This window comes from Pseudomonas sp. CFBP13528 (assembly GCF_005233615.1).
GTDB lineage: Bacteria > Pseudomonadota > Gammaproteobacteria > Pseudomonadales > Pseudomonadaceae > Aquipseudomonas > Aquipseudomonas fluorescens_AM.
Genome location: NZ_QGAJ01000002.1, coordinates 1 through 20,829, shown reverse-complemented (window position 1 = coordinate 20,829; position 20,829 = coordinate 1). Strand labels below are relative to the sequence as shown.

At 61.2% G+C, this 20,829-nt stretch carries 18 protein-coding genes; 10 read left to right on the top strand and 8 right to left on the bottom strand.

Annotation, left to right across the window (positions count from 1 at the left end; genetic code table 11):
- Window positions 1-44 precede the first annotated feature (44 nt).
- Window positions 45-683 carry a LysE family transporter gene (locus tag PspCFBP13528_RS03550; RefSeq protein ID WP_065888066.1) on the bottom strand — a complete coding sequence of 213 codons (639 nt, stop codon included), beginning with the start codon at window positions 681-683 and terminating at the stop codon, window positions 45-47.
- A gap of 137 nt (window positions 684-820) precedes the next feature.
- Between PspCFBP13528_RS03550 and PspCFBP13528_RS03545 the strand changes: the two genes are divergently transcribed.
- On the top strand, window positions 821-1,630 hold the full coding sequence (locus PspCFBP13528_RS03545; protein ID WP_065951367.1) for an AraC family transcriptional regulator: 810 nt from the start codon (window positions 821-823) through the stop codon (window positions 1,628-1,630).
- A 454-nt stretch (window positions 1,631-2,084) separates the two neighbouring features.
- Window positions 2,085-2,321, top strand: coding sequence for a hypothetical protein (locus tag PspCFBP13528_RS03540; RefSeq protein WP_065951366.1), 237 nt, complete (start codon window positions 2,085-2,087; stop codon window positions 2,319-2,321).
- A gap of 136 nt (window positions 2,322-2,457) precedes the next feature.
- Here PspCFBP13528_RS03540 and PspCFBP13528_RS03535 read toward each other — a convergent pair whose 3' ends face one another.
- Window positions 2,458-3,747, bottom strand: a complete 1,290-nt coding sequence (locus PspCFBP13528_RS03535) for an MFS transporter (protein ID WP_137199650.1) — start codon at window positions 3,745-3,747, stop codon at window positions 2,458-2,460.
- 185 nt (window positions 3,748-3,932) lie between these two features.
- Between PspCFBP13528_RS03535 and PspCFBP13528_RS03530 the strand changes: the two genes are divergently transcribed.
- The 4 genes from PspCFBP13528_RS03530 to PspCFBP13528_RS03515 all read left to right on the top strand — a co-directional run bounded on the left by PspCFBP13528_RS03530 (window position 3,933) and on the right by PspCFBP13528_RS03515 (window position 9,164).
- Window positions 3,933-5,351, top strand: a complete 1,419-nt coding sequence (locus tag PspCFBP13528_RS03530; RefSeq protein WP_137199649.1) for a TIGR00366 family protein — start codon at window positions 3,933-3,935, stop codon at window positions 5,349-5,351.
- A gap of 153 nt (window positions 5,352-5,504) precedes the next feature.
- Window positions 5,505-7,205, top strand: a complete 1,701-nt coding sequence (gene acpA, locus PspCFBP13528_RS03525) for an acid phosphatase (protein ID WP_137199648.1) — start codon at window positions 5,505-5,507, stop codon at window positions 7,203-7,205.
- 123 nt (window positions 7,206-7,328) lie between these two features.
- Complete coding sequence (locus PspCFBP13528_RS03520; RefSeq protein WP_101218158.1) at window positions 7,329-8,498, top strand: hypothetical protein; 1,170 nt, start codon at window positions 7,329-7,331, stop codon at window positions 8,496-8,498.
- 141 nt (window positions 8,499-8,639) lie between these two features.
- Window positions 8,640-9,164 carry an SET domain-containing protein-lysine N-methyltransferase gene (locus PspCFBP13528_RS03515; RefSeq protein ID WP_065951361.1) on the top strand — a complete coding sequence of 175 codons (525 nt, stop codon included), beginning with the start codon at window positions 8,640-8,642 and terminating at the stop codon, window positions 9,162-9,164.
- Here PspCFBP13528_RS03515 and can read toward each other — a convergent pair.
- Window positions 9,161-9,805, bottom strand: coding sequence for a carbonate dehydratase (can, locus tag PspCFBP13528_RS03510; protein ID WP_003188288.1), 645 nt, complete (start codon window positions 9,803-9,805; stop codon window positions 9,161-9,163). The genes PspCFBP13528_RS03515 and can overlap by 4 nt on opposite strands.
- Window positions 9,806-9,943: 138 nt before the next feature.
- Here can and PspCFBP13528_RS03505 point away from each other — a divergent pair, with 138 nt between their 5' ends.
- Window positions 9,944-10,348 (top strand): serine kinase/phosphatase, encoded by a 405-nt coding sequence (locus tag PspCFBP13528_RS03505; protein WP_137199647.1) that lies wholly within the window; start codon window positions 9,944-9,946, stop codon window positions 10,346-10,348.
- A 299-nt stretch (window positions 10,349-10,647) separates the two neighbouring features.
- Here the strand turns inward: PspCFBP13528_RS03505 and rimI are convergent, their stop codons facing one another.
- A complete protein-coding gene (gene rimI, locus PspCFBP13528_RS03500; protein ID WP_003188286.1) occupies window positions 10,648-11,100 on the bottom strand; it encodes a ribosomal protein S18-alanine N-acetyltransferase in 453 nt (150 codons plus the stop codon).
- Complete coding sequence (locus PspCFBP13528_RS03495; protein WP_065951359.1) at window positions 11,093-11,836, bottom strand: energy transducer TonB; 744 nt, start codon at window positions 11,834-11,836, stop codon at window positions 11,093-11,095. Before PspCFBP13528_RS03495 ends, rimI begins: the two co-directional genes overlap by 8 nt.
- A 187-nt stretch (window positions 11,837-12,023) precedes the next feature.
- Between PspCFBP13528_RS03495 and mksB the strand changes: the two genes are divergently transcribed.
- From mksB to mksF, 3 genes are read left to right on the top strand one after another with little or no spacing between them, the layout of a single operon-like run.
- Window positions 12,024-13,301 carry an Mks condensin complex protein MksB gene (mksB, locus tag PspCFBP13528_RS03490; protein WP_065951358.1) on the top strand — a complete coding sequence of 426 codons (1,278 nt, stop codon included), beginning with the start codon at window positions 12,024-12,026 and terminating at the stop codon, window positions 13,299-13,301.
- Complete coding sequence (gene mksE, locus PspCFBP13528_RS03485; protein WP_065951357.1) at window positions 13,291-13,998, top strand: Mks condensin complex protein MksE; 708 nt, start codon at window positions 13,291-13,293, stop codon at window positions 13,996-13,998. The genes mksB and mksE overlap by 11 nt, the downstream gene beginning before the upstream one ends.
- The gene (mksF, locus tag PspCFBP13528_RS03480; RefSeq protein WP_065951356.1) at window positions 13,995-16,835 is read left to right on the top strand and encodes an Mks condensin complex protein MksF; all 2,841 of its coding nucleotides are present in this window, start codon (window positions 13,995-13,997) and stop codon (window positions 16,833-16,835) included. The genes mksE and mksF overlap by 4 nt, the downstream gene beginning before the upstream one ends.
- Window positions 16,836-17,012: 177 nt before the next feature.
- On the opposite strand, the gene PspCFBP13528_RS03475 is transcribed toward mksF, so the two are convergent.
- Genes PspCFBP13528_RS03475 through PspCFBP13528_RS03465 form a run of 3 tightly spaced genes read right to left on the bottom strand, consistent with a single transcriptional unit; the run spans window position 17,013 to window position 20,578 of the window.
- Complete coding sequence (locus PspCFBP13528_RS03475; RefSeq protein ID WP_137199646.1) at window positions 17,013-19,316, bottom strand: MlaD family protein; 2,304 nt, start codon at window positions 19,314-19,316, stop codon at window positions 17,013-17,015.
- A complete protein-coding gene (locus PspCFBP13528_RS03470) occupies window positions 19,309-19,932 on the bottom strand; it encodes a paraquat-inducible protein A (RefSeq protein WP_057725927.1) in 624 nt (207 codons plus the stop codon). The genes PspCFBP13528_RS03475 and PspCFBP13528_RS03470 overlap by 8 nt, the downstream gene beginning before the upstream one ends.
- Entirely contained in the window at window positions 19,919-20,578 is a 660-nt protein-coding gene (locus PspCFBP13528_RS03465; RefSeq protein WP_065951353.1) for a paraquat-inducible protein A, read from the bottom strand. Before PspCFBP13528_RS03465 ends, PspCFBP13528_RS03470 begins: the two co-directional genes overlap by 14 nt.
- Between the last annotated feature and the right edge of the window lie 251 nt (window positions 20,579-20,829).

Here is a 20,829-nt window from a genome sequence, read left to right as displayed (position 1 = left end):
GGCGCTTGCTCCCTCACCACCCATTTAAGCCGTGTAACGGACGGTCAGCGATTCGCGATCAGATGTGAACCGAACAAGACGTAGCATCCCCCGGCAAAACGATCGAGCCATTTACGCGAACGGCTGTAAAGAGTGGCCATGCGTTCACTGGAAAACAGCAGTGCCACACTGGTGTACCAACTGAACGACAAGGTCGCCATGACGATCACCGCCAACGTCAGCAACACCGGCGAAGGCGACGGCGGCATGGTGGATGCGAAGATAGTGGCGACGAACAGCGCCGCCTTGGGGTTGGACAGGTTACCCAACAGCCCCAGACGCCAGGCGGAAAACAGCGAGCGCCGCGCCGCATCCGGCAATGGAGTCTGGCCCATGCTGGTTGCCGAGCGCTTGAACAGTTTCAGCCCCAGATAAATCAAATAGCAGCCACCGATGATCTTGAACGCCAGGTACAACATAGGCGCGGCCGTAAACAGCGACTTGATCCCCAGCCCACCCGCCAACCCCCACAGGATCGTACCGGTGGCCACGCCCGCCGAGGCCACTACACCATGTCGGCGCGAACAACTGGCGGCCAATTGGGCGGTGTTGAAGAAGTTGGGCCCGGGCGTGACCACGGCCACCGTCCACAGCAGGGCCAACGAGACCAGCGGCGCCACATAAGCGGGGTTGAACAGTTCCATCGCGGCCAGCTCCTTCAAGGCAATACGCAGCCTGGATCATAGGCCTGGCCGAACAACTGCACAATCGTACAAGACCCCGGCAGACAAGGGGCGCAGACTCGGCTAACGTGTTTCCACCTCCTTTTGTGACAGTCACCATGGGCAACCCCACCCACACCCTCGACTGGCTGCACCGCGCCCCGCACGCCAGTGGACTGGACCGTATCGAAGCGTACTTTGCCGGCTTCGCGTTCGATCCTCATCGCCATGATACTTACGCCATCGGGCGCACGTTGTTCGGTGTGCAGAGCTTTCATTATCGCGGCGGCATGACTCACAGCTTGCCCGGCACCACCATGGTGATTCACCCCGATGAAATCCATGACGGCCGCGCGGGCAGCGATGAGGGTTTCAAGTACCGGATGATCTATGTAGAACCGGCGCTGATCCAGCAGATCCTCGGCGGCAAGCCGCTGCCCTTCATACCCGGCGGCGTGTCCACCGACCCGCGGCTGCACCGCGCCAGCGAGGTATTGCTGCAAAGCCTGGACTGCCCGATCGACCCGATGCAGGAGCAGGACGCCATGTTCGACCTGGCCCATACGCTCAGCGCTGCGTCCGGCGTCATCACAAGCCGCAAATCCTTTGATTACATCGCCGCCGAGCGCGCCCGGGAATTTATCCACAGCGCCCTGGGCCGCAGCCTCACCCTGGATGAAATCGCTGATCACGCCGGGCGCGACCGCTGGGCGCTGTCGCGGGATTTCCGCTTGCTGTTCGGCACCAGCCCCTACCGCTACCTGACCATGCGCCGGCTGGACCTGGTGCGCCAATTATTGGCCCAGGGCGAGCCCTTGGTGGATGCGGCGATGAGCGCTGGCTTCACCGACCAGAGCCACATGACCCGGCAGTTTCGCAGCACCTACGGCATGCCGCCGTCGCGCTGGGTAAAAATGCTCGGACGCTGATTCAAGACCTGAAATGCAATCAATGTGGGAGGGGGCTTGCCCTCGATAGCGGTGGGTCAGTTTCGGATGCGTTACTGACACGGCCTCATCGGGGGCAAGCCCCCTCCCACCTTTTGGATAAGGCGGCGTTGCTGGCATCTGGTCATGGTTTGTAAAGGGCCAGCAAGCCGTGTCCCTTTAAATTGCAGGACGTTTCCGAGACAATCCCCGCCGCCTTGTGCCTGTTGGAATCGATGGCTAGTCTTCGGCCCGTCACTGAAATTCAGTGATCGGGTTTAGTCGCCCGGATTTAATAGGCGCATGGTCCTCCATGAGGTTTTATGGTGGCTGTGCGCAGGGCGCCCTCGGGTGCGCCGGACTTTGCCTATTTGCCGGTCGACTAACCTGCGTACAGCCGCCACCCTTCGTTTAGTCGCGACAGGGTCGGCTCCTTTGAGTTAATAGGAGTTACACCATGACCAAAGCACTTCCCGATCCGCCCATGGATTGCCTCGTCGTCAATGAAGAACTCAGCTTCGAAGACGCTCAACTTTACATTTCCCATCTGATCAACAGCGCATCGGCCACGGTGTGGGACTGTTGCGATCACCTGCAACCCCACGACCGCGCAAGAATCCATGCCGCATGGCATCTGCTGGAAATGGCCAAAACGGTGATAAACCGCACCATCGAATGCCTGCCACGAACCTGAAAACACCACAAAACCAATGTGGGAGGGGGCTTGCCCCCGATGGCGGTGTATCAGCGACAAACAGGCTGGCTGACACACCGCTATCGGGGGCAAGCCCCCTCCCACATGAATCACGATCATCGTCCTGACCTGAGCCTCAGCCAGCCAAGGTGTGGCGCTTGCCGAACAGCGCCGCACTCGCCACGCCCACCGCCCCCATCACCCCGCAATACCCCACGCAAATCCACGGACTGGCGGGCATTAACGCAATCAGCAGCAGCGGTGTGGTACTCGCCCACAGCGCGTAGGCAATGTTGTAGGTGAAGGAAATCCCCGACACCCGCACCGGCGCCGGAAACAGCCCGACCATCACCGACGGCACCGCGCCCACCACCCCGCAGCTCAAGCCGGCCACGGCATACGCGGCGCCCAGCCAGACCCCGTCGCTGATCAGGCTGGCATACAGGATAAACACCCCCACCGGCAGCAGCAGGCTGTAGACCAGCACCGCGCGCCAGGCGCCGATGCGGTCCACCAGCAGGCCGGCCAATACGCAACCGATGTTGAGAAACACAATCCCCAGCGCGCTCAAGGCAAAGGTGTGGCTGGGGCTCATGCCGAAGGTTTTCTGCATCATGGTCGGAGTGATGACCACCAGCACCACCACCGCCGACGTCAGCACGCACGTAAGGATCATCGCCGGCAGCAACACGGCGCGGTGGTCGCGCAACACGGTGCGCAGCGGCAGTTCGGCGGCAGCCTGGCGGCGGGCCTGCATTTCGAGGAATACCGGGGTTTCGTTGAGCCAGCGGCGCAGCCATACGCCGATCACGCCAAACACGCCGCCGAGCAGGAAGGGGAAACGCCAGGCATAGTCGAGAATCTCGGCCGGGGTGAAGACCTGTGCAAGCAACGTGGCCGTGAGCGCGCCGAGCAAGTAACCGAAGGTCAGGCCGGCCTGCAGGAACCCCAAGGCATACCCACGATGACTGCGCGGGGCATGCTCGGCGACGAAGGTCCAGGCGCTGGGCACTTCACCGCCCACCGCGGCGCCTTGCAACACGCGCAGCGCCAGCAGGATCAGCGGTGCGAAATAGCCGATTTGCGCGTAGGTCGGCATGACTCCGATCAGCAGGCAGGGCAAGGCCATCATCAGGATGCTCAAGCTGAACACGCGCTTGCGCCCCAAGTGGTCGGCAAAGTGCGCCATCAGGATGCCACCCAGCGGGCGGGCGAGGTAGCCGGTGACGAAGATGCCGAAGCTTTGCAGCAGGCGCAGCCACTCGGGCATTTGCGGGGGGAAGAACAGTTGGCTGAGGGTCAGCGCAAAGAACACGAAGATAATGAAGTCGTAGATTTCCAGGGCGCCACCGAGGGCGGCCAAGCCCAGGGTTTTGTAGTCGGAGCGGGAAAAACGCTGCGCCTGTGAAGAAGCGGTGGCAGTCATGTGCATGCTCGGCAGACAAACAAAATGGCGTGCAGATTATGAGTTGAACCGGATGATGGCAATCGCGGCGGATATATTTGTTTTACTCATTGATCGATGAAGATAACTACATTCCCAAATCAATGAGCGTAGCGGAACATGCCGCAAAACTGCCCACCCCATAATAAATACAAGAGGAAAGACACGTGGCCGATGCTATCGAAGAAAGCCGCTATGCCCGATTTGCCCTGCGTTGCTCCACCTTCGCCGAGCGCTGGTTCCCGGACTCGTGGGTGTTCGCCGCCCTCGCCGTGATCGTTGTCGCCGTGGCCACCCTGGGCATGGGCGCTGCGCCCACCGAAGCCGCCAAGGCGTTTGGCGACGGGTTCTGGAGCCTCATTCCCTTCACCATGCAGATGGCCTTTGTGGTGATCGGTGGTTATGTGGTGGCCAGTTCGCCGCCTGCGGTAAAGCTGATTGACCGCCTGGCGCGCATCCCGAAGAACGGCCGGTCGGCCGTGGCCTGGGTCGCGTTGATTTCCATGGTGGCCTCCCTGCTCAACTGGGGCCTGTCCCTGGTATTCGGCGGTTTACTGGTGCGTGCACTGGCGCGTCGCACGGACCTGCGCATGGACTACCGTGCCGCTGGCGCCGCGGCCTATCTGGGCCTGGGCGCCGTGTGGGCGCTGGGCTTGTCCTCGTCGGCCGCGCAGTTACAGGCCAACCCGGCCAGCTTGCCGCCGTCGATCCTGGCGATCACCGGGATGATCCCGTTTACCGAAACCATCTTCCTGTGGCAATCGGGCGTGATGTTGTTGGCGCTGATCGTGGTCTCGCTGATCATCGCCTACGCCACCGCGCCGGGCCCGAACAGCGCGCGGGATGCCAAGGCCTGCGGCGTCGACCCTGCGTTCAACCTGCCCACGCCACCGGTGCCGACCCGACCCGGCGAATGGCTGGAGCACAGCCCGCTGCTGACGATTGCGCTGGCGCTGCTGGCGGCCGGTTGGCTGTTCCACGAGTTCTCGAGCAAACCGGCAATCAGCGCCATTTCGGGGCTCAACACCTATAACTTCCTGTTCATCATGGTCGGCGCGCTGCTGCACTGGCGCCCGCGCAGCTTCCTCGATGCCGTGGCCCGCGCCGTGCCGACCACCACGGGCGTGTTGATCCAATTCCCGCTGTACGGCTCGATTGCAGCGCTGATGACCGTGGTCAAAGGCGGCGACGGTCAAACCCTGGCGCACCATATCTCGCTGTTCTTCACCTCCATCGCCTCCCACGACACCTACGCCCTGCTGATGGGCGTGTACTCGGCGGTGCTGGGCTTCTTCATCCCGTCCGGCGGCGGCAAGTGGATCATCGAAGCGCCCTACGTGATGCAAGTGGCCAATGACCTGCAATACCACCTGGGCTGGGCGGTGCAGATCTACAACGCGGCCGAGGCGCTGCCGAACCTGATCAACCCGTTCTATATGCTGCCGCTGCTCGGGGTGCTGGGGCTGAAGGCGCGGGATCTGATCGGGTTTTCGTTTGTGCAATTGCTGGTGCACACGCCGTTGGTGTTGTTTTTGCTGTGGGCGTTGGGGACGACGTTGACGTATGTGCCGCCGGTGATGCCTTAGGAGCAGCCGCAAGCTGCAAGTTTTCAGCTACAAGCTTCAAGCTTCAAGCTTCAAGCTTCAAGCTTGCAGCTTGTAGCTGCCTTAATCCCGTCACATTGCATTGCTACCGTCCTGCGAAATATCTTGCAACATCTCCCCAAGGACTCCCACGCAATGAGTGACGAGCACGTAGATCGCCCTTCCACAGATTCCATAGGCCAGGCGCCGGTTGACAGCAGTCGCCGGCGATTCCTGGGGGGCGCTGCAGTGCTGGGGGTGGGCGCAACCTTGAGTGGCTGTGGAAATGCCGGCCAGGCGCCGGAAAAACCGGCGGCGCGGCCACTTACAGCGCCGGAGTTGGACAAGGCCCTGCGCGACCAGGTGAAGACCGTCGTTGTGATCTACGCGGAGAACCGCAGCTTCAACAATCTGTTTGCCGATTTCCCCGGGCTGGAGAAACCCCTCTCGGCGCTTTCCGCCGCTGATTACCTACAACGCGACCGCGATGGCAGCGTATTGCCCGCCCTCCCCCAGACCTGGGGAGGCGTGCTGCAGGTCGGCCCGCAAAGCGTGGATGGGGTGACCTACCCGAGCGCCGTGCAGTTCCAGGAAAACCTGCCCAACGCACCGTTCGCCCTCAAGGGTCCGAATGCCGAGGACTTGCCGCTGAGCCTGGTGACCCGGGACTTGTGGCACGTGTTCTATCAGAACCAGATGCAGATCAACGGCGGCAAGAATGACGGGTTCGTGGCGTGGGGCGATTCAGGTGGCCTGGTGATGGGCCATTACGCCCAGAGCCGTTACTCCCTGCGCCTGTGGGACGTCGCCCGGGAGTTCGTGCTGTGCGATAACTTCTTCCAGGGCGCGTTCGGCGGCTCGTTCCTTAACCACCAATACCTGATCAGCGCCACCGCACCGACCTATCCCAATGCTGCGCAATCAGTGGCCAAGGCGCAGATCGCCACGCTGCAAAGCGACCACCACGGCGACCTGCGCCTCAAACCCCTGGACACCTCGCCGGCCAGCGCCATGACCGGCCCGCCGCAGTTCGGCCCCAGCGCCCTGACCCCGGACGGTTACGCGGTCAACACGCTGGCGCCGCCCTATTGGCCGACCTGGATCCGCGACCCGCAAAACCCCGATTATTCCAAACCGGACCTGCCCAACGTGTTGGTGCCGCAAACCCATGAACACATTGGCGACAAGCTCTCGAAAAAGAACATCGACTGGGCCTGGTACGCCGGCGCATGGCAAGCCACCCTGGATCAGTTCAAGGACTCGGGCGGCATCCCCAAGATTCCGAACTTCCAGTATCACCATCAGCCGTTCAACTACTTCAAGCAGCAGGGCCCCGAGAACCGTGCGGAACGTGACAAACGCCTGCGCGACGGCGGCTTGGGTGATGAGGCGAGCACCAATAGGTTCTTCGCCGATGCCCAGGCGGGCAAGCTCCCCGCCGTGACGTTCTACAAGCCCCAGGGCAACCTGAACATGCACGCCGGCTATGCCGATGTAGCCTCGGGCGACCGCCATATCGTGCGCGCCCTCAAGGTGCTGCAGGAAAGCCCGCAGTGGAACAACATGGTGGTGGTGGTGACCGTCGATGAAAACGGCGGCTGGTGGGACCACGTGGCACCGCCCAAGGGCGACCGCTGGGGCCCGGGCACGCGGGTTCCGGCGCTGGTGGTGTCACCGTTTGCGCGCAAAGGCACGGTTGACCATACGGTGTATGACACCGCCTCGATCCTGCGCTTGATCACCCGCGTGTTTGAGCTGGAAACCCTGGACGGCCTCAAGCAAAGGGATGACGCGATGCTCGCCCGCGGCCAGAAACCCATGGGGGATTTGAGCAACGCCTTGCAGTTCAGCGTTTAGCTTCACTTATCCAATCGCGACACCCGCAGCGATTTAGCACGCGGTTTTCCTGGTCAGCCGCTACTGTGTGAAGGGTGGGCTTTCACCCCGCGCAGACGGGCTTTCGCTGACAAGGAACCAACTATGTTCAAACCAACCACGCTGGCCTTGACCCTGGCCGCACTGCTGGCCAGTGCGGCCGTACAGGCCGATATCGAAGTGCCGTTGGGCAGCACGCAACGTGTCACTCAGTTATTCGCGTTTCCCAACAACTGCAACGTGATCTGCTTTCGGCCCTGGACGCTGGAGCAGACTGCCGAGCATTATTTGAACCAGAGCCTGCAACGTGACGGCTACAGTCGGGCCAAGGTCAGCGTCAAAAGCCATGACGGCCAGGTCGCAGCGACCTTCAGCGGCGTACCGGACGGTTACGGCCAGCCCCTGACGGCCCTGCTCGATACCGCCGACCTGGCTTACCTGGGCGCCAGCCAGCTCAACACCGACGGCAAGTGGGCCTACAACTGGTACCTGTTCCTGCCGCTGGGCATGGCCCTGGAAAATCGCAAAAGCATCGAGCTGCTGCACTTCCCGCCCGACTACTCGCTGACACAGGCCCAGGACTATCTGGAGTCGGCCACCACCGACCGCTGGGCAACCTTGCTCACCAGCAACGGCATCCCTGCCGGCGAAACCCCGGCCTATCAGACCATTATCGATATCGCCCCCATCGCCGCCCCGTCCAATGCCGGTAAAGACCTGGAAGCGGTCTACAGCTATTTCACCGACTACCAGACCCGCATGGTCAAGGAGTTGAGCCTGCGCCCCGACGGTACGTTGCCGATGGTGGCCTTCGGCGCGCCGGTGCGCAGTTGGATCAAGCAACAATACGGGCAGACCGTGGCGGTGCTGGGGCTGGCGCAGATCAGCCCGGAACCGGGCAAGCCGGTTTCGGTGCTCGGTGCCAACCACCCGAGTTACATCTGGTACGCCGCCAGCCCGGACACGTATGACGGCAATGAGCAAAAGGCCGATGAAGCCGGCCTGAAAGTGATGGGCCAGGACCTCAGCGCGGCCTGCTGGCAAGCCGGCATGGGCCAGAAACCGGCCAGCGATGCAAATGTGTTGCTCAAGGCATGCATGAATACCTGGCAGGTCACGCGTAAGGAGCAGACCTGCGAGTTGTTCTACACCTCAGTGCGCAACCTGACTGCGGAGCAGGCCAACGCCAAATGCGCCACGCCCACCATCAAAGCCCAGTTGAAACAGCTGCGCAGTGCCGCCCCGCCCCCCACCCTCGCACCACCTGCGCTGTGAGCGGTGGCAATGATTTCTACTGTCAGATTTGACAGTAGAAATCGGCTGCGACTTGGGTGAGTCTTGGGCAGCACCCATTTGCTGCAACTGATTGGCCGTCAGTTAAGCCCCGCAGGTCCATGCAGCCCTATGAGGAGAGTGATGAAGACTCAAGCCATGGATAAGGCTAAAGCGGCTGTGTTTGACAGCCTTTACCCGTTCAAGACGCTGCACGTCGATCAGGGTTACCCCTCGAGCGAACACTTCCAGATCGTGCAAGGCACTCACGGCACGCCTGCCGTCATCAAGGCCCGTGTCGCATTTGGGAGAGGCGTGCGCATCGCCAGGATTTGCGGGTATGCCGTCAGCGAACGACGTCGGTATACGCTGCAGCTATCGCCACGCATTCACTTGTACGACGCCTGGTTCTGCGGCCTGTTGCAGCACTCGTGCACCCCAAACGTGTTCCTGGACACCACTTACCTGGAACTGTGGACCGCACAGTCTATCCCCGTCGGTACAGCGCTGACGGTTGATTACGCCACGACCGAAGACGCGCTGTTCCGACAGTTCGCCTGCCATTGCGGCGAGCCGAACTGCCGGGGCTGGATCACCGGCCACAAGGAGCCGTTGAACGCCAGAGGCCAGGCCTTCATGGCCTGGTGGCGCGAGCATAAACGGTCTTAGGCTTCGCCCAGCGGTCGCAGACGGTACTGCGGCGGCAGTTGCTCGAAGCCACTGATGGTGGTGTTCAAGCTCTTCCAGCGGCCATCCTTGATGCCGTAGATGCAGCCATGAATCGACAGGCTCTGCCCGCGGTGCCAGGCGTTTTGCACAATGCTGGTATGACCGACGTTCGCCACCTGCTGAATCACGTTCAGCTCGCACATGCGGTCTACGCGCTCTTCTTCAGTGGGCAACTGGGCCAGCACGTCGCGATTTTCGTAGTAGAGATCACGAATGGTGCGCAGCCAGCCGTCGATCAGGCCGAACTGGCGGTCCTGCATCGAGGCGCGCACGCCGCCACAACCGTAATGGCCGGTGACGAGGATGTGTTTGACCTTGAGCACATCGACGGCGTACTGGATCACCGACAGGCAGTTGAGGTCAGTGTGCAGCACCACGTTGGCCACATTGCGGTGCACGAACAGGTCACCGGGCAACATGCCGACGATCTCGTTGGCCGGTACACGTGCATCGGAGCAGCCGATCCACAGGTATTCCGGGGTTTGCTGGCGGGCGAGCTTGGCGAAGAATTCGGGATCTTCCTGTTTGATCGCATCCGCCCAGCGTTCGTTGTTATCTAGCAGGTCTTGTAGTTCGTTCATCAGGAAAGCCTCAGGAATGATGCGCTGTTTTGTGACTGACAAGCCCTCGTCCGGGTCACGCGTGGCGCAAATTAGCTTGAATCTTTGGGGCACATAGCCTGTCCACTCACTATAAGCCCCACAGTATGAGGATTGGCCATGACTGAATCACGACGTCCCTACGGCGCTGCGCAGCCCGAACCGATTGATGATAATGAAGACCGCATGGGTTCGATGCACGAGCTGGATTTTGATGAAGAAGACCAGACGGCCCAAATCGGCGATGAAATCCCCCCTGGCGAGCGCGAGCACCTGATGCCTGACGAACGGGTGCGCGAAGCGGGCATGACCGGTGCTTCGACGGATGATCACGAGTCGACCGATGACGATATGAGCCCGGAAACCCTGATCCATGAGGATGGCGCACGGGATGCGCGGGAAGAAGGTGAAGACGGCGCGGCGGACTACGATCTGAGCGTTGTTGGTGAAGAAGAGATAGGCGGCGGAAATGGCCTGGACGAGGCCGAACTGGCTGACCTCGACCCGCTCAACGGCAAGCGCTGACACAACGCAGTTCAACAGGTGGGAGGGGGCTTGCTCGCGATAGCGGTGGGTCAGTCAACTCATGTATTGGCTGAACCACCGCCATCGGGGGGCAAGCCCTAATGCCAGTCAGTTAAGCGAACGAAATGCTTAAGGCTGCGAAGATCAAATGTGGGAGGGGGCTTGCCCCCGATGACGTCGGCACAGCAAACACTGATGTTGGTTGACCCACCGCTATCGGGGGCAAGCCCCCTCCCATAGGAGATCGGCGCTAACTGACTGGCATTAGGGCAAGCCCCCTCCCACATGGATTCCGGTGTTCAGTCGACCAGGGTGCAGGCCATGACCACCGCGTCTTCGCGGCCACCCACGGCAGGGTAGTAATCCCGGCGACGGCCAATCTCGTTGAAGCCATAGCGCTCATACAGGCGAAACGCCCCGGTATTGCTGTCCCGCACCTCCAGGAAGCATTCGCGCGCGTTGGCCGCGTAGGCGCGGGACATCAGATGTTCCAGCAACGCCAACCCCAACCCCCGGCCCTGATTCTCCGGCTTGACGGTGATATTCAACAGATGCGCCTCATCGAGGATGATCTGTACCACGCCATGCCCCACTTGCTGCTCGCCTTCGAACATCAGCCAGATCTGGTACTTGCCCAGGCCGTCGAGAAAGATGCCACGGGTCCATGGGTGGCTGAACGCCGCGTATTCGATCTTCAGCACGGCGTCGAGGTCGGCCTCGGTCATCGGGCGAAAGGATAAAGCCTCACTCATCGGTTGTTTTCCAGCGCGCCATCAGCCGGCGCATGGCTTGCCAGACATCAGCCTTACGCTGTGGCTCTTCCATTAATAATTCCAGGCCCGGCAGGGCCCATACCGAACCCAGGCCCTCGACCTGCAGTTCGCGGTACCAGGCTTCGGCATTGGCTTCACCGGCAAAACGCACGGCGGGCAGGCCGATCAGCCACAGGCATACGCAAGGTTCATCTTCCAGGCGTGCCGAGACAAAACTCTGTACAAAATCCCGCGCAGCTTCCGGGCCCTGGTCCATGGTGCCGCGCACCAACAGCGGCCAGCGCACCGGGTCACCGACGATTTGCGGGCTGTCGGGCAGGCCGGCGGCGCGCAGCATATCCTTGAGCAGCAGGTAGGCGGGGTCGCGCGACTGGAAACGTTCGCCGGTGGGCAACTCCACCAGCAGCAGGCAACGACCCGCGCGCAGCAGTTGCAGGGCAAAGCGTGGCGGCGGCACCACCGGGGCCTTGATCACCGGGGCAGTCTCCTCGGCAACCACCGCCTTGACCACAGGTGACGGGCGCGGCACCTCGATTTTCGTGCGCTCCACCGTCGGCCGCATTTCAGGCACAGGCTTGACCACCGCAACCGGCGCGGCGGCTTCCTCGCCTGAAGGCTCGAATGCCTCATAGGGCTCAGGCACCTGCAACAGCTCGGGCCGCGACGGCGCGGCAAACGGCAGTTCGGTGCGGGGCAGCCAGTTGACCACCTGCATGGCGCTCAAGTAAGCGCGACGTCGGGACTCGATAAGCACAGCTCGGCCACTTGTGGATAACTAAAGAGCGGGGATTCTACCGCTGTTCGGTAACAATCGCCCACTGCACACTGACCGGCTGTGGATAAATCCCGCGTCCGATGCAGTACAATCGCGACTTTTAATCGCCAACCAGCCGGCCATTCCCATGATCGAACCCAAGCGCGTCCTGCGCGCCCTCGCCGAACACTGGGCCTTACTTGAGCCACTGTGCGAACACTTCGACCAAGGCACCCTGAGCCTGAGCGAACTGCGCGCGCAACTGGCCGCCCAACAACTGGACAGCACGCCCCAGGACATCACCAGCCTGCTGGACGTGTGGATTCGCCTGGATATCCTGGTGCCTGTCGCCAAGAGCCCGAACCGTTTCGAGCTCAACGCGCAGATTCACGACTTCCTGGCGTATCTGCGCAAGGAGCACCGGCTTGGCCTGTGCCTGGAAATCGAAGCCTACCTGCGCCACCTCGAGCGTCTGGCCGGTTATATCCAGGACGCCTTCGACATCCGTGATGGCCACGACCTGGCCCGCCAACTGCGTCTGCTGGATATGCGCGTGCGCGATGTGCTGAAAAAACTGGCCAACGACGAACAGGCCCTCGCGGCCGTGGCCGACCGCGCCAAGACCAGCGACCGCCAGATCCCGTTGCGCCAGCGTTATGCCGAGGTGTTGGCAACCTGGGACGAATACGTCGAGCCGATGATCCAGTTGGTAAACGCCGACGGCGCGTTCGAGCAAGGCGTGCGCAAGGTCGAGAATGTGCTGCTGCGCATGCTCACCGAGCAGCAGCGTCTGGGCCAGTTGGTGGACGACGACATGCTGCTGCGCACGCACGCGCGCATCCTCGAGATGCAGACCAGCGCCCAGTTGACCTTGCGCCATGCGCGCGAGTTATTGTTGCCGTTACGCGAAGAAGCCCGCCGACACAATGCCGTGACCCGCGGCGCGGCGCTGGCCCTGTCAGCGATCCGCCGCAAAGGCCTGGACGCGGTGCCACAGGCCGCCATGCCCCTGTTCACCCGCCCGCAAAGCACCTTCCTGGGTAGCGCGAGCCAGGTGGAAGCCTACGTGTATGCCCTGGCCAATTTCGAGCCAAAACCGGCACGCTTCCCCAAGGCGCACAAAATCCACAAGGGCGAAGCCCAGCGCGCGCCGCGTACGGTCAAGGAAATGCTCGAGCGCTGCGAAGATGCACTGCCGATGCCAGACCTGATGACCTGGCTGCTGGAGCAGGAACCGGACGGTGCCACCGACGAGTTGCTGTACTGGTTCTCGCGGCTCTCGCGGGAAAAACGTTTCAAGCGCGAACGCCTGGAGCGCCGCGACTATCACACTCACGAGCACCAGGTCAGCCTGCGCTCCTTCGCCCTGCTCCCGGCCGGCGTTGACGCCACCGAGAATTCTGCGAGCACGCCTTATGCATCTTGATCTATCCGAACTGTCCCAGCTGGCGCCGATCTTTCGCGAGCTGTTCAAGGGTTACCACGTCAGCCGTCGCGACCCGGAGCTGTACGCGCAACTGTCGAACTTCCAGGACCAGTACCGCACGCTGTTCAAGGCCCTGGGTTTTGAGCTGGTCTGCGATACCCGTGGTTTCTATTACTTCGTGCCGGATTCGGCCATCGCCAGCGCGCAGGTGAACAAGACCGCGCAGCGTCTGGCCCTGTTCACCTTCATCCTCGTCGAGCATCTGGCCGACCAGGGCCGCGACCCGGTTGCCGTGCTCGATGGCGGCAGCCTGGGCCGCGATGAGCTGCCGTCGTTGCTGGAAAAGTACCGCGACCTGTTTATCCAGGCCGAGGTGCAGACCCAGGAAGAACTTGAAGAAAAAATCATGCGCCGCATGACCCAGCTGGGCTTTGCCGGCGAAGACAATGGCATCTATCGCTTCCTGCCGCCGATGCATCGATTCCTCGACGTGTGCCTGTCGGTCCAGCAGGACCGCGACCTCGCCGCCAGCGTGCACAGCGTGTTGCCGTTGCCGGCACCGGTGATCATCGACGAGGACAGCGATGAAAAACTGCTGAAGACCGATGACCCGCTGGACTTGAGCGACTTCGCCGAGGAAAGCGAAGAAGACGCCCTCGCCCGCGCCATTGCCGAAGAACAGGAGACCGACGCATGAGTAAGGAACGCTACGGCATACGCCGTTTCGCCCTGTTGAACACCGCCGGCTACAGCCTGGGTTTGTTCCCGCTGGAAGAACCGCTGTCGGTGTATGGCGCGAACAACCTGGGTAAATCCGCGTCGATCAACGCCTTGCAGTTCCCGATCCTGGCGCGCATGTCGGACATGAGCTTCGGCAAGTACACCCTGGAGCAATCGCGGCGCTTCTACTTTGCCACGGACACCAGCTACATCCTGGTAGAGGTCTCGCTGCCCCACGGCCCGCACGTGATTGGCGTAGTCGGGCGCGGCCCGGGCGGTGGTTTCGGTCACCAGTTCTTTGCCTACGCCGGCAAGCTGGACCTGGCCCACTACCAGAAAAACGACACCTGCCTGCGCCAGAAGGAGCTGTTCACCAACCTTGAGCGCGAAGGCCTGAAAGCCTATGAACTCAAACCTGATGAACTGCGTCGCTTGCTGGTAGGCGGCCATACGTCGATTCCGCTGGACCTGACGCTGATCCCCCTGCGTTCCACCAGCGAGCAGAGCCTGAAGACGTTCCGCGCGCTGTTTATCAACCTGCTGCACATGCGCGAAATCACCGCGGCCAAGCTCAAGCAATTGTTCCTCGATGCGTTCGAACACAGCTTGCGTTCCGGCAGCGTCGATTACATCGCCGCGTGCGAAGAAGCCTTCCGCGATGTGCGGCGCATGGAGCAGGACTACCACTCGCTGGTGGCCGCCGGGCCGTTGGTCGAAGCGCTCGCCAATGGTGTGAAACAGCGCGACATTCTGCGCGGCAAATTGCATCGCCTGTCGCCGTTGCTGGATTCGCTGTTGGGCACCTGGTCGGACTACGCCAGTGCCCGCAAGGAAGAGCTGACCCTCCAGGCCGAACACTATCGCAGCGAGCAGGATGCGCTACAGAACGACCAGCGCGGCGGCACCCAGGAGCTGATGCGCCTGGAGCGCGAGATCAGCGGCATCCAGCGTTGGTTGGGCGAACTGTCGGTGCTCAAGCATCGCTTCGCGTTGGTCGATGATGTGAGGGTGCTGGAGCAGCAACTGCTCGCGGCCAAGGATGCTCACGACGAATTGGCGGGTGCGCTGGCGCAGTCCCGGCAATTCAGCGCCGAGGATTTGGACGAGCGTCTGCGCGACCTGGAAAAACGCTTGAAGTCGGTCAAGCAGCAGCTGGACCACGCCGACAACAACAGCTACGCCAAGCTGCGCGAAGAATTTTCGCAGCAGGATGTCGAGCGCCTGATGCGCCTGTTCAACAGCTCGTTGTTCAGCCTGCCGCTGGGCGAGCACGGCATCACGCTGGACGAGGACGGCCAGTGGGTCAAATCCCTGGAGCAGATCCTGGATGGCTTCAAGGGCGAGCGTTTCGAAGTGCCGGGGCTGTCCATCGACATCTCGCACATTGAGCCACCGGCGTTACAGGCGCTGGCTGATCGCGCGGCATTGCGCGATCAGAAAGAGCGCCTGGAAAAAGAGCTCAAGCAACTCAAGACTCAGCAGGCCGTGGCCTCCGACCGCGCCGCGAGCAAGACCCAGACCGAAGCGCTGTACCAGCAGGTACTCGACGCACAGAAGGCGCTGGAAGATTTCCGCCGCGCACAAACCCTGAGCGCGGAAGAAGGCGAGAAGCTGGAAAACCTGGCGCAGATGGAAGCGGCCCAGGACGAATTGAAGCGCTCCAGTGATGCGTTCACCGAGCGCGTCCAGCAGCTGTCGGCCAAGCTGCAACTGGTCGGCCGTCAGATCGGCGATATGGAAGCCAAGCAACGTACGCTGGACGATGCCTTGCGCCGTCGCCAGCTGTTGCCGGCGGACCTGCCCTTCGGCACGCCGTTCATGGATCCGGTCGACGACTCCATGGACAACCTGCTGCCGCTGCTCAACGACTATCAGGACAGCTGGCAAGGTTTGCTGCGCGCCGATGGCCAGATCGAAGCGCTGTATGCGCAGGTGCGCCTCAAGGGTGTGGCCAAGTTCGACAGCGAGGATGACATGGAGCGTCGCCTGCAACTGCTGATCAACGCCTATGCCCACCGTACCGACGAGGCCTTGACCCTGGGCAAGGCACGCCGCGCGGCGGTCACGGATATCGCACGGACCTTGCGCAATATCCGCAGCGACTACGACAGCCTGGAACATCAACTGGCATTGTTCAACCGCGAGATCAACAAGCGCCAGGTCTCCAACCTGCAGAGCTTTCGCATCGTGCTGGCGCCGAACAAGGAAGCCCTCAAGCATATCGACCAGATCATCCACAGCGCCGGTCAGTATGAAGAAGGCGAGACGTTGTCGGTGTTCGACCTCAGCCAGAGTGCCGAGCAGGACAACAAGAACGAAGAGGCCAAGGAATACCTGGCCCGCCTCGTCGCGGCCAACCATAACCAGCTGGGCCTCAAGGACCTGTTCGAACTGGCGTTCGAGATCACCAAGGTGAACGGCCAGCCGGTGATTCATACCGATATCGATGGCGCCGCGTCCAACGGCACCACCATGACCATCAAGGCGCTGACCAACATGTACTTGTTGCTGCACTTGATGGACCGCGACCAGGCCGGGCGTGTGCGCTTGCCGTACTACCTCGATGAGGCAGCGGATATCGATGAGAAGAACCAGGCCGCGTTGCTGGAAACCAGCCTGCAGTTGGGCTTCGTGCCGATCCTGGCCAGTGTGAAGCCGCAGGTGTCCGCCCAGGTGGCGATCGACCTGGAAGGCGGCAGCGGGCCCAACGGGATCTACATTGATGAGGCGGACTGGAAATACATTCGTCGTCACGATGGGGTGAAGGCAACTCTGAACGTACAGGCTGATGAGCCGGAGTTGGATGAAGTCTGACGTGTAGCGCTGAAAAGGCGAAAAGGCCGCGATCTTTTTGGATCGCGGCCTTTTTTTGGGCTGGAGTTTTGTATTGAGTTTGAGGGCCTTATCGGGGGCAAGCCCCCTCCCACACTTTGAATGTATTCACAAATCCGAATGTGGGAGGGGGCTTGCCCCCGATGGCCGCGCCTCGATCTACTTGCCCAGTGGAATCTTGGGCGCCCAGGTCAGCCACTCATCCTCGAACTTGTCGAACAGCGCAAAGGTCTGCTGCGGCCGCGCCGGGTTGCCCATGCGTTCGCCATCAGGCGTGGCAAAGGCAATACCGCCAGCCACCAGCGTCTCCAGGGACTCGGTACGCACCGTCGCGCCCTTGAACAAGCCGAAGTCGAGCCCGAAGCCGCTGGTGTTCCAGAAGCGGCTGCCACTGCGGACCAAGGGCGCATATTTGGGTTCGATCAGGATATGCACCAGTACACGGTCGGCGGTCTGTCCCAGCTCGTAGCCGGTGACTTTGCCCACGGTGACTTCACGGTAGGTGACGGGTACGCCTTCCTTGAGCGAACCACGGCGCGCGGCGCTGAGCGTCAGGCTCAGGCCCGCCTCCCGATGTGCGGCTTCAGGCGGTTGGGCAAGGGCAACAAAGCTTTTCTGCGGCCCGGCGTTTTTCGCGGCCGGTTGCACTTCGATGTATTGCCCGGTGACCAGGGTCTGCAGATTCGCGGTCTTCATCAGGCCCAATTCAGGCTTGACCACCCAGAACTGACTGCCAACCCGTGCAATGCGGTCGGCCACTTGAGTGATACGCGCGCTGAGCAGCACTGATTGCATGTCGGCACTCAGGTCCACACTTTCGATCTTGCCCACGTCCAGGCCTTTGAAGCGCACCGGCGTGCCAGGGCTCAAGCCATCGGCGCGGTCAACCTTGATGGTGACCAGCGTGCCGTGCCGATTGGCAGCGTCCCGATCGGCAAACAGGCGGAAACGCGGGATGTGCCTTTTCAGCGGCACATTCGGTTCCGGCGTTTCAAAGGCAATACCGCCGGCCATCAGGCTGGCCAGGGATTCACTTTTCACCTGGATACCGCCGGTAAGCCCGCCGGTCAGGGTGACACCGCTGGCATTCCAGAAACGGGTCGAACCGTTGACCAGGCTTTCATACTCTTTCTCGATGTGAACACCGATCACCAATTGCTTTTTCTTGCGTGAGAACTGGTAGCTCTGTACCGAACCGACCTTGACCTGTTTGTACAAAATCGGGCTGCCGACATCCAGCGAGCCCAGGTTGTCGGTGAGCAACACCATGTGCAGGCCCGGGGAGCGCAGATCCAACGGTGGCGCCTTGGCGCGAGCCACGTATTCACGTTGTGGCGCGGTGCCCTTGTCACCGGGGCGGATGGCGATGTAGTTACCTTTGACCAAAGCCTCCAGGCCGGTAATGCCGGCCAGGGAGATGGACGGTTTGACCACCCAGAATTGCGTGTCCTGCACCAGATAATCTTCGGCCAGGGGGTCGAGGGTCAATTCAGCGCTGGCACTGGACAGGTCCGGGTCGATCTTCAGGGTCTTCAGGCTGCCGACCTCGATACCCTTGTACATCACTGGCGTACGTCCAGCTTGCAGGCCTTCGAAGTCGGTAAGCTTGACCTTGACCTTGATACCGGCGGCGGCGGCGTCGAAATCCTCGTACAGGCGGAACGGCAGGCTCGGGTCGGTTGGCGGACTGTCCTTGCGATTTTCCGGCGTGGCGAAAGCGATACCGCCGGCGACGATGCTGGAAAGAGATTCGCTGCGCACCTTCACACCCGACAGATTGGCGTCGATGCTGATGCCGCTTGCGTTCCAGAAACGCGTGTGTTTGCGCACCAGGTTGGCATAGGTCGGTTCGATATAGACTTTGATCTCGACGGTACTGTGGTCCTCGGACAACAAGTAGCTTTTGACCTGCCCCACCTGAATCTGCTTGTAGAACACCGGGCTGCCCCGGTTCAGCGAACCCAGGCGATCTGCCTTGAGCGTCAGGTGCAGACCAGGCTTGGCATCGGATAACGGCGGCTCCTCGGAGAGCGCCTTGAACTTGCGGGTCGGCTCACCATCCCCCGGGCTTGCGGCGATGTAATTACCCGACACAAGGGTTTCCAAGCCGGTGATACCGGCGAGGCTGACGCTGGGCTTGACCAGCCAGAAACGGGTATTGGTCCTGAGGTATTGCTCGACGTCCTTGTTCATCTCGATGGTGGCAATCACCCCCCGATTGTTGCCCTCGTCATCCAGCGCCAAGGCTTTGACCTTACCCACCGTCATGCCTTTGTAGACCACTTCGGTCTTGTTGACCTGAATGCCTTCGCCGCTTTCAAAGCGGACCTGGATCTCGAGACCTTGCTGGGAGTAGGCACGCCAACCCAGCCAGCCACCGATGATCAGGGCAATCAGCGGCAGCACCCAGATGGCCGACCAGTTGGATGCAGGGCGGGTTTTAGCTTTAGGCAAATCACTCATGGTCGTCATCCGACTCCGTGTTATCCCAAATCAGTCGGGGATCGAAGGTTACTGCGGCAAGCATCGTCAAGATCACCACACTGGCGAACGCTGCAGCGCCGAGATTGGCCTCGACACTGGCAAGTCGCCCAAAGTTTACGACCGCCACCAGGATGGCGATCACGAAGATATCCAGCATGGACCAGCGACCGATGAACTCGATAAAGCGGTACATGATAATGCGTTGTTGCGCGGACAGTGGTTGACGGCGCTGCACCGAAAACAGCAACAGGCCGATACCCACCAGCTTGAACGTTGGCACCAGGATACTGGCGATGAACACCACGGCGGCAATGGGGAACATGCCGTGCTGCACCAGCTGGATCACCCCTGACATGATGGTGCTGGGGTCACCTTGGCCGAGGGAGTTGACGGTCATGATGGGCAGCAGGTTGGCGGGGATATACAGGATTGCCGCAGTGACCAGCAGTGCCCAGGTGCGTATGAGGCTATTGGGGCGACGTGCGTGGATCAGCGCACCGCAACGGTTGCAGAGTTGCTCATCGGCGTCCGCTTCCTGCTTGTTCAACTCATGGCATTCCGTACAAACCAGAATGCCTGCATCAATCGCCCGCATGGTCATCCTCTCCTGACAACGCCTGCCAGATCTGATGGGGTGACATCACCACCTCGAGCAGGATCTGAACCATTAAAAGACTGACAAAGCACACCAGACCCAGGCCGAGCGTAATGGAGGCCATGTCCGCAAGCTTCACAAGCGCCACCAGGACGCCCATCAAGTAGACCTCCAACATCCCCCAGTCTTTCATATGGTGGTAGATGCGGTAGAACAGCAGTCCATGACTGCGACCGATGTTCCAGCGGATGCTGAGCAGCACGGCCAATTGGCAAAGCAATTTGAGCAAGGGAATACCCATGCTGCAAAGGAAAACCACGACGGCTACCCCTTGCATGCCGGTGTTGAACAGGCCGACTACGCCGGTCCACACGGTGTCCTCTGAGGACTGCCCGAGTAGATTGAGCTGCATGATGGGTAAAAAGTTCGCGGGGATGTACAGCAACAGTGCTGCCAGGACCAAGGCGAGGCTTCGCTCGACGACATTGTGACGGTGAGCGTATAGCTCGTAGCCGCACCGTGGGCATTGAGCCTTTTCACCGAGGGCGAGTACGGGTTTGCGCATCAGCAGATCGCACTCATGGCAGGCCACCAGGTCGTCCAGCGGTAAGTCCGACACCTCAAGGGCATCAACCGGATCGGGCATAAATAGGGCTCTGGCTCTAAAAAAGGTTAGGTGCCTATTCTAGTGCTCTGGTTCAGAAATAACTGTGCAAATTTGTCCGAGGTTTTGGAGCGAGGATAAGGACGTGCAGGGCGTTGGTACGCGTCGAGAAAAGTTCGCTGCGCCAGAGAGCAGCGCTTTTCGAGCGCCCAAAACAAAACCCCAACTGCTTTCGCAATTGGGGTTTCGGAATTTAATCTTGACGATGACCTACTCTCACATGGGGAAACCCC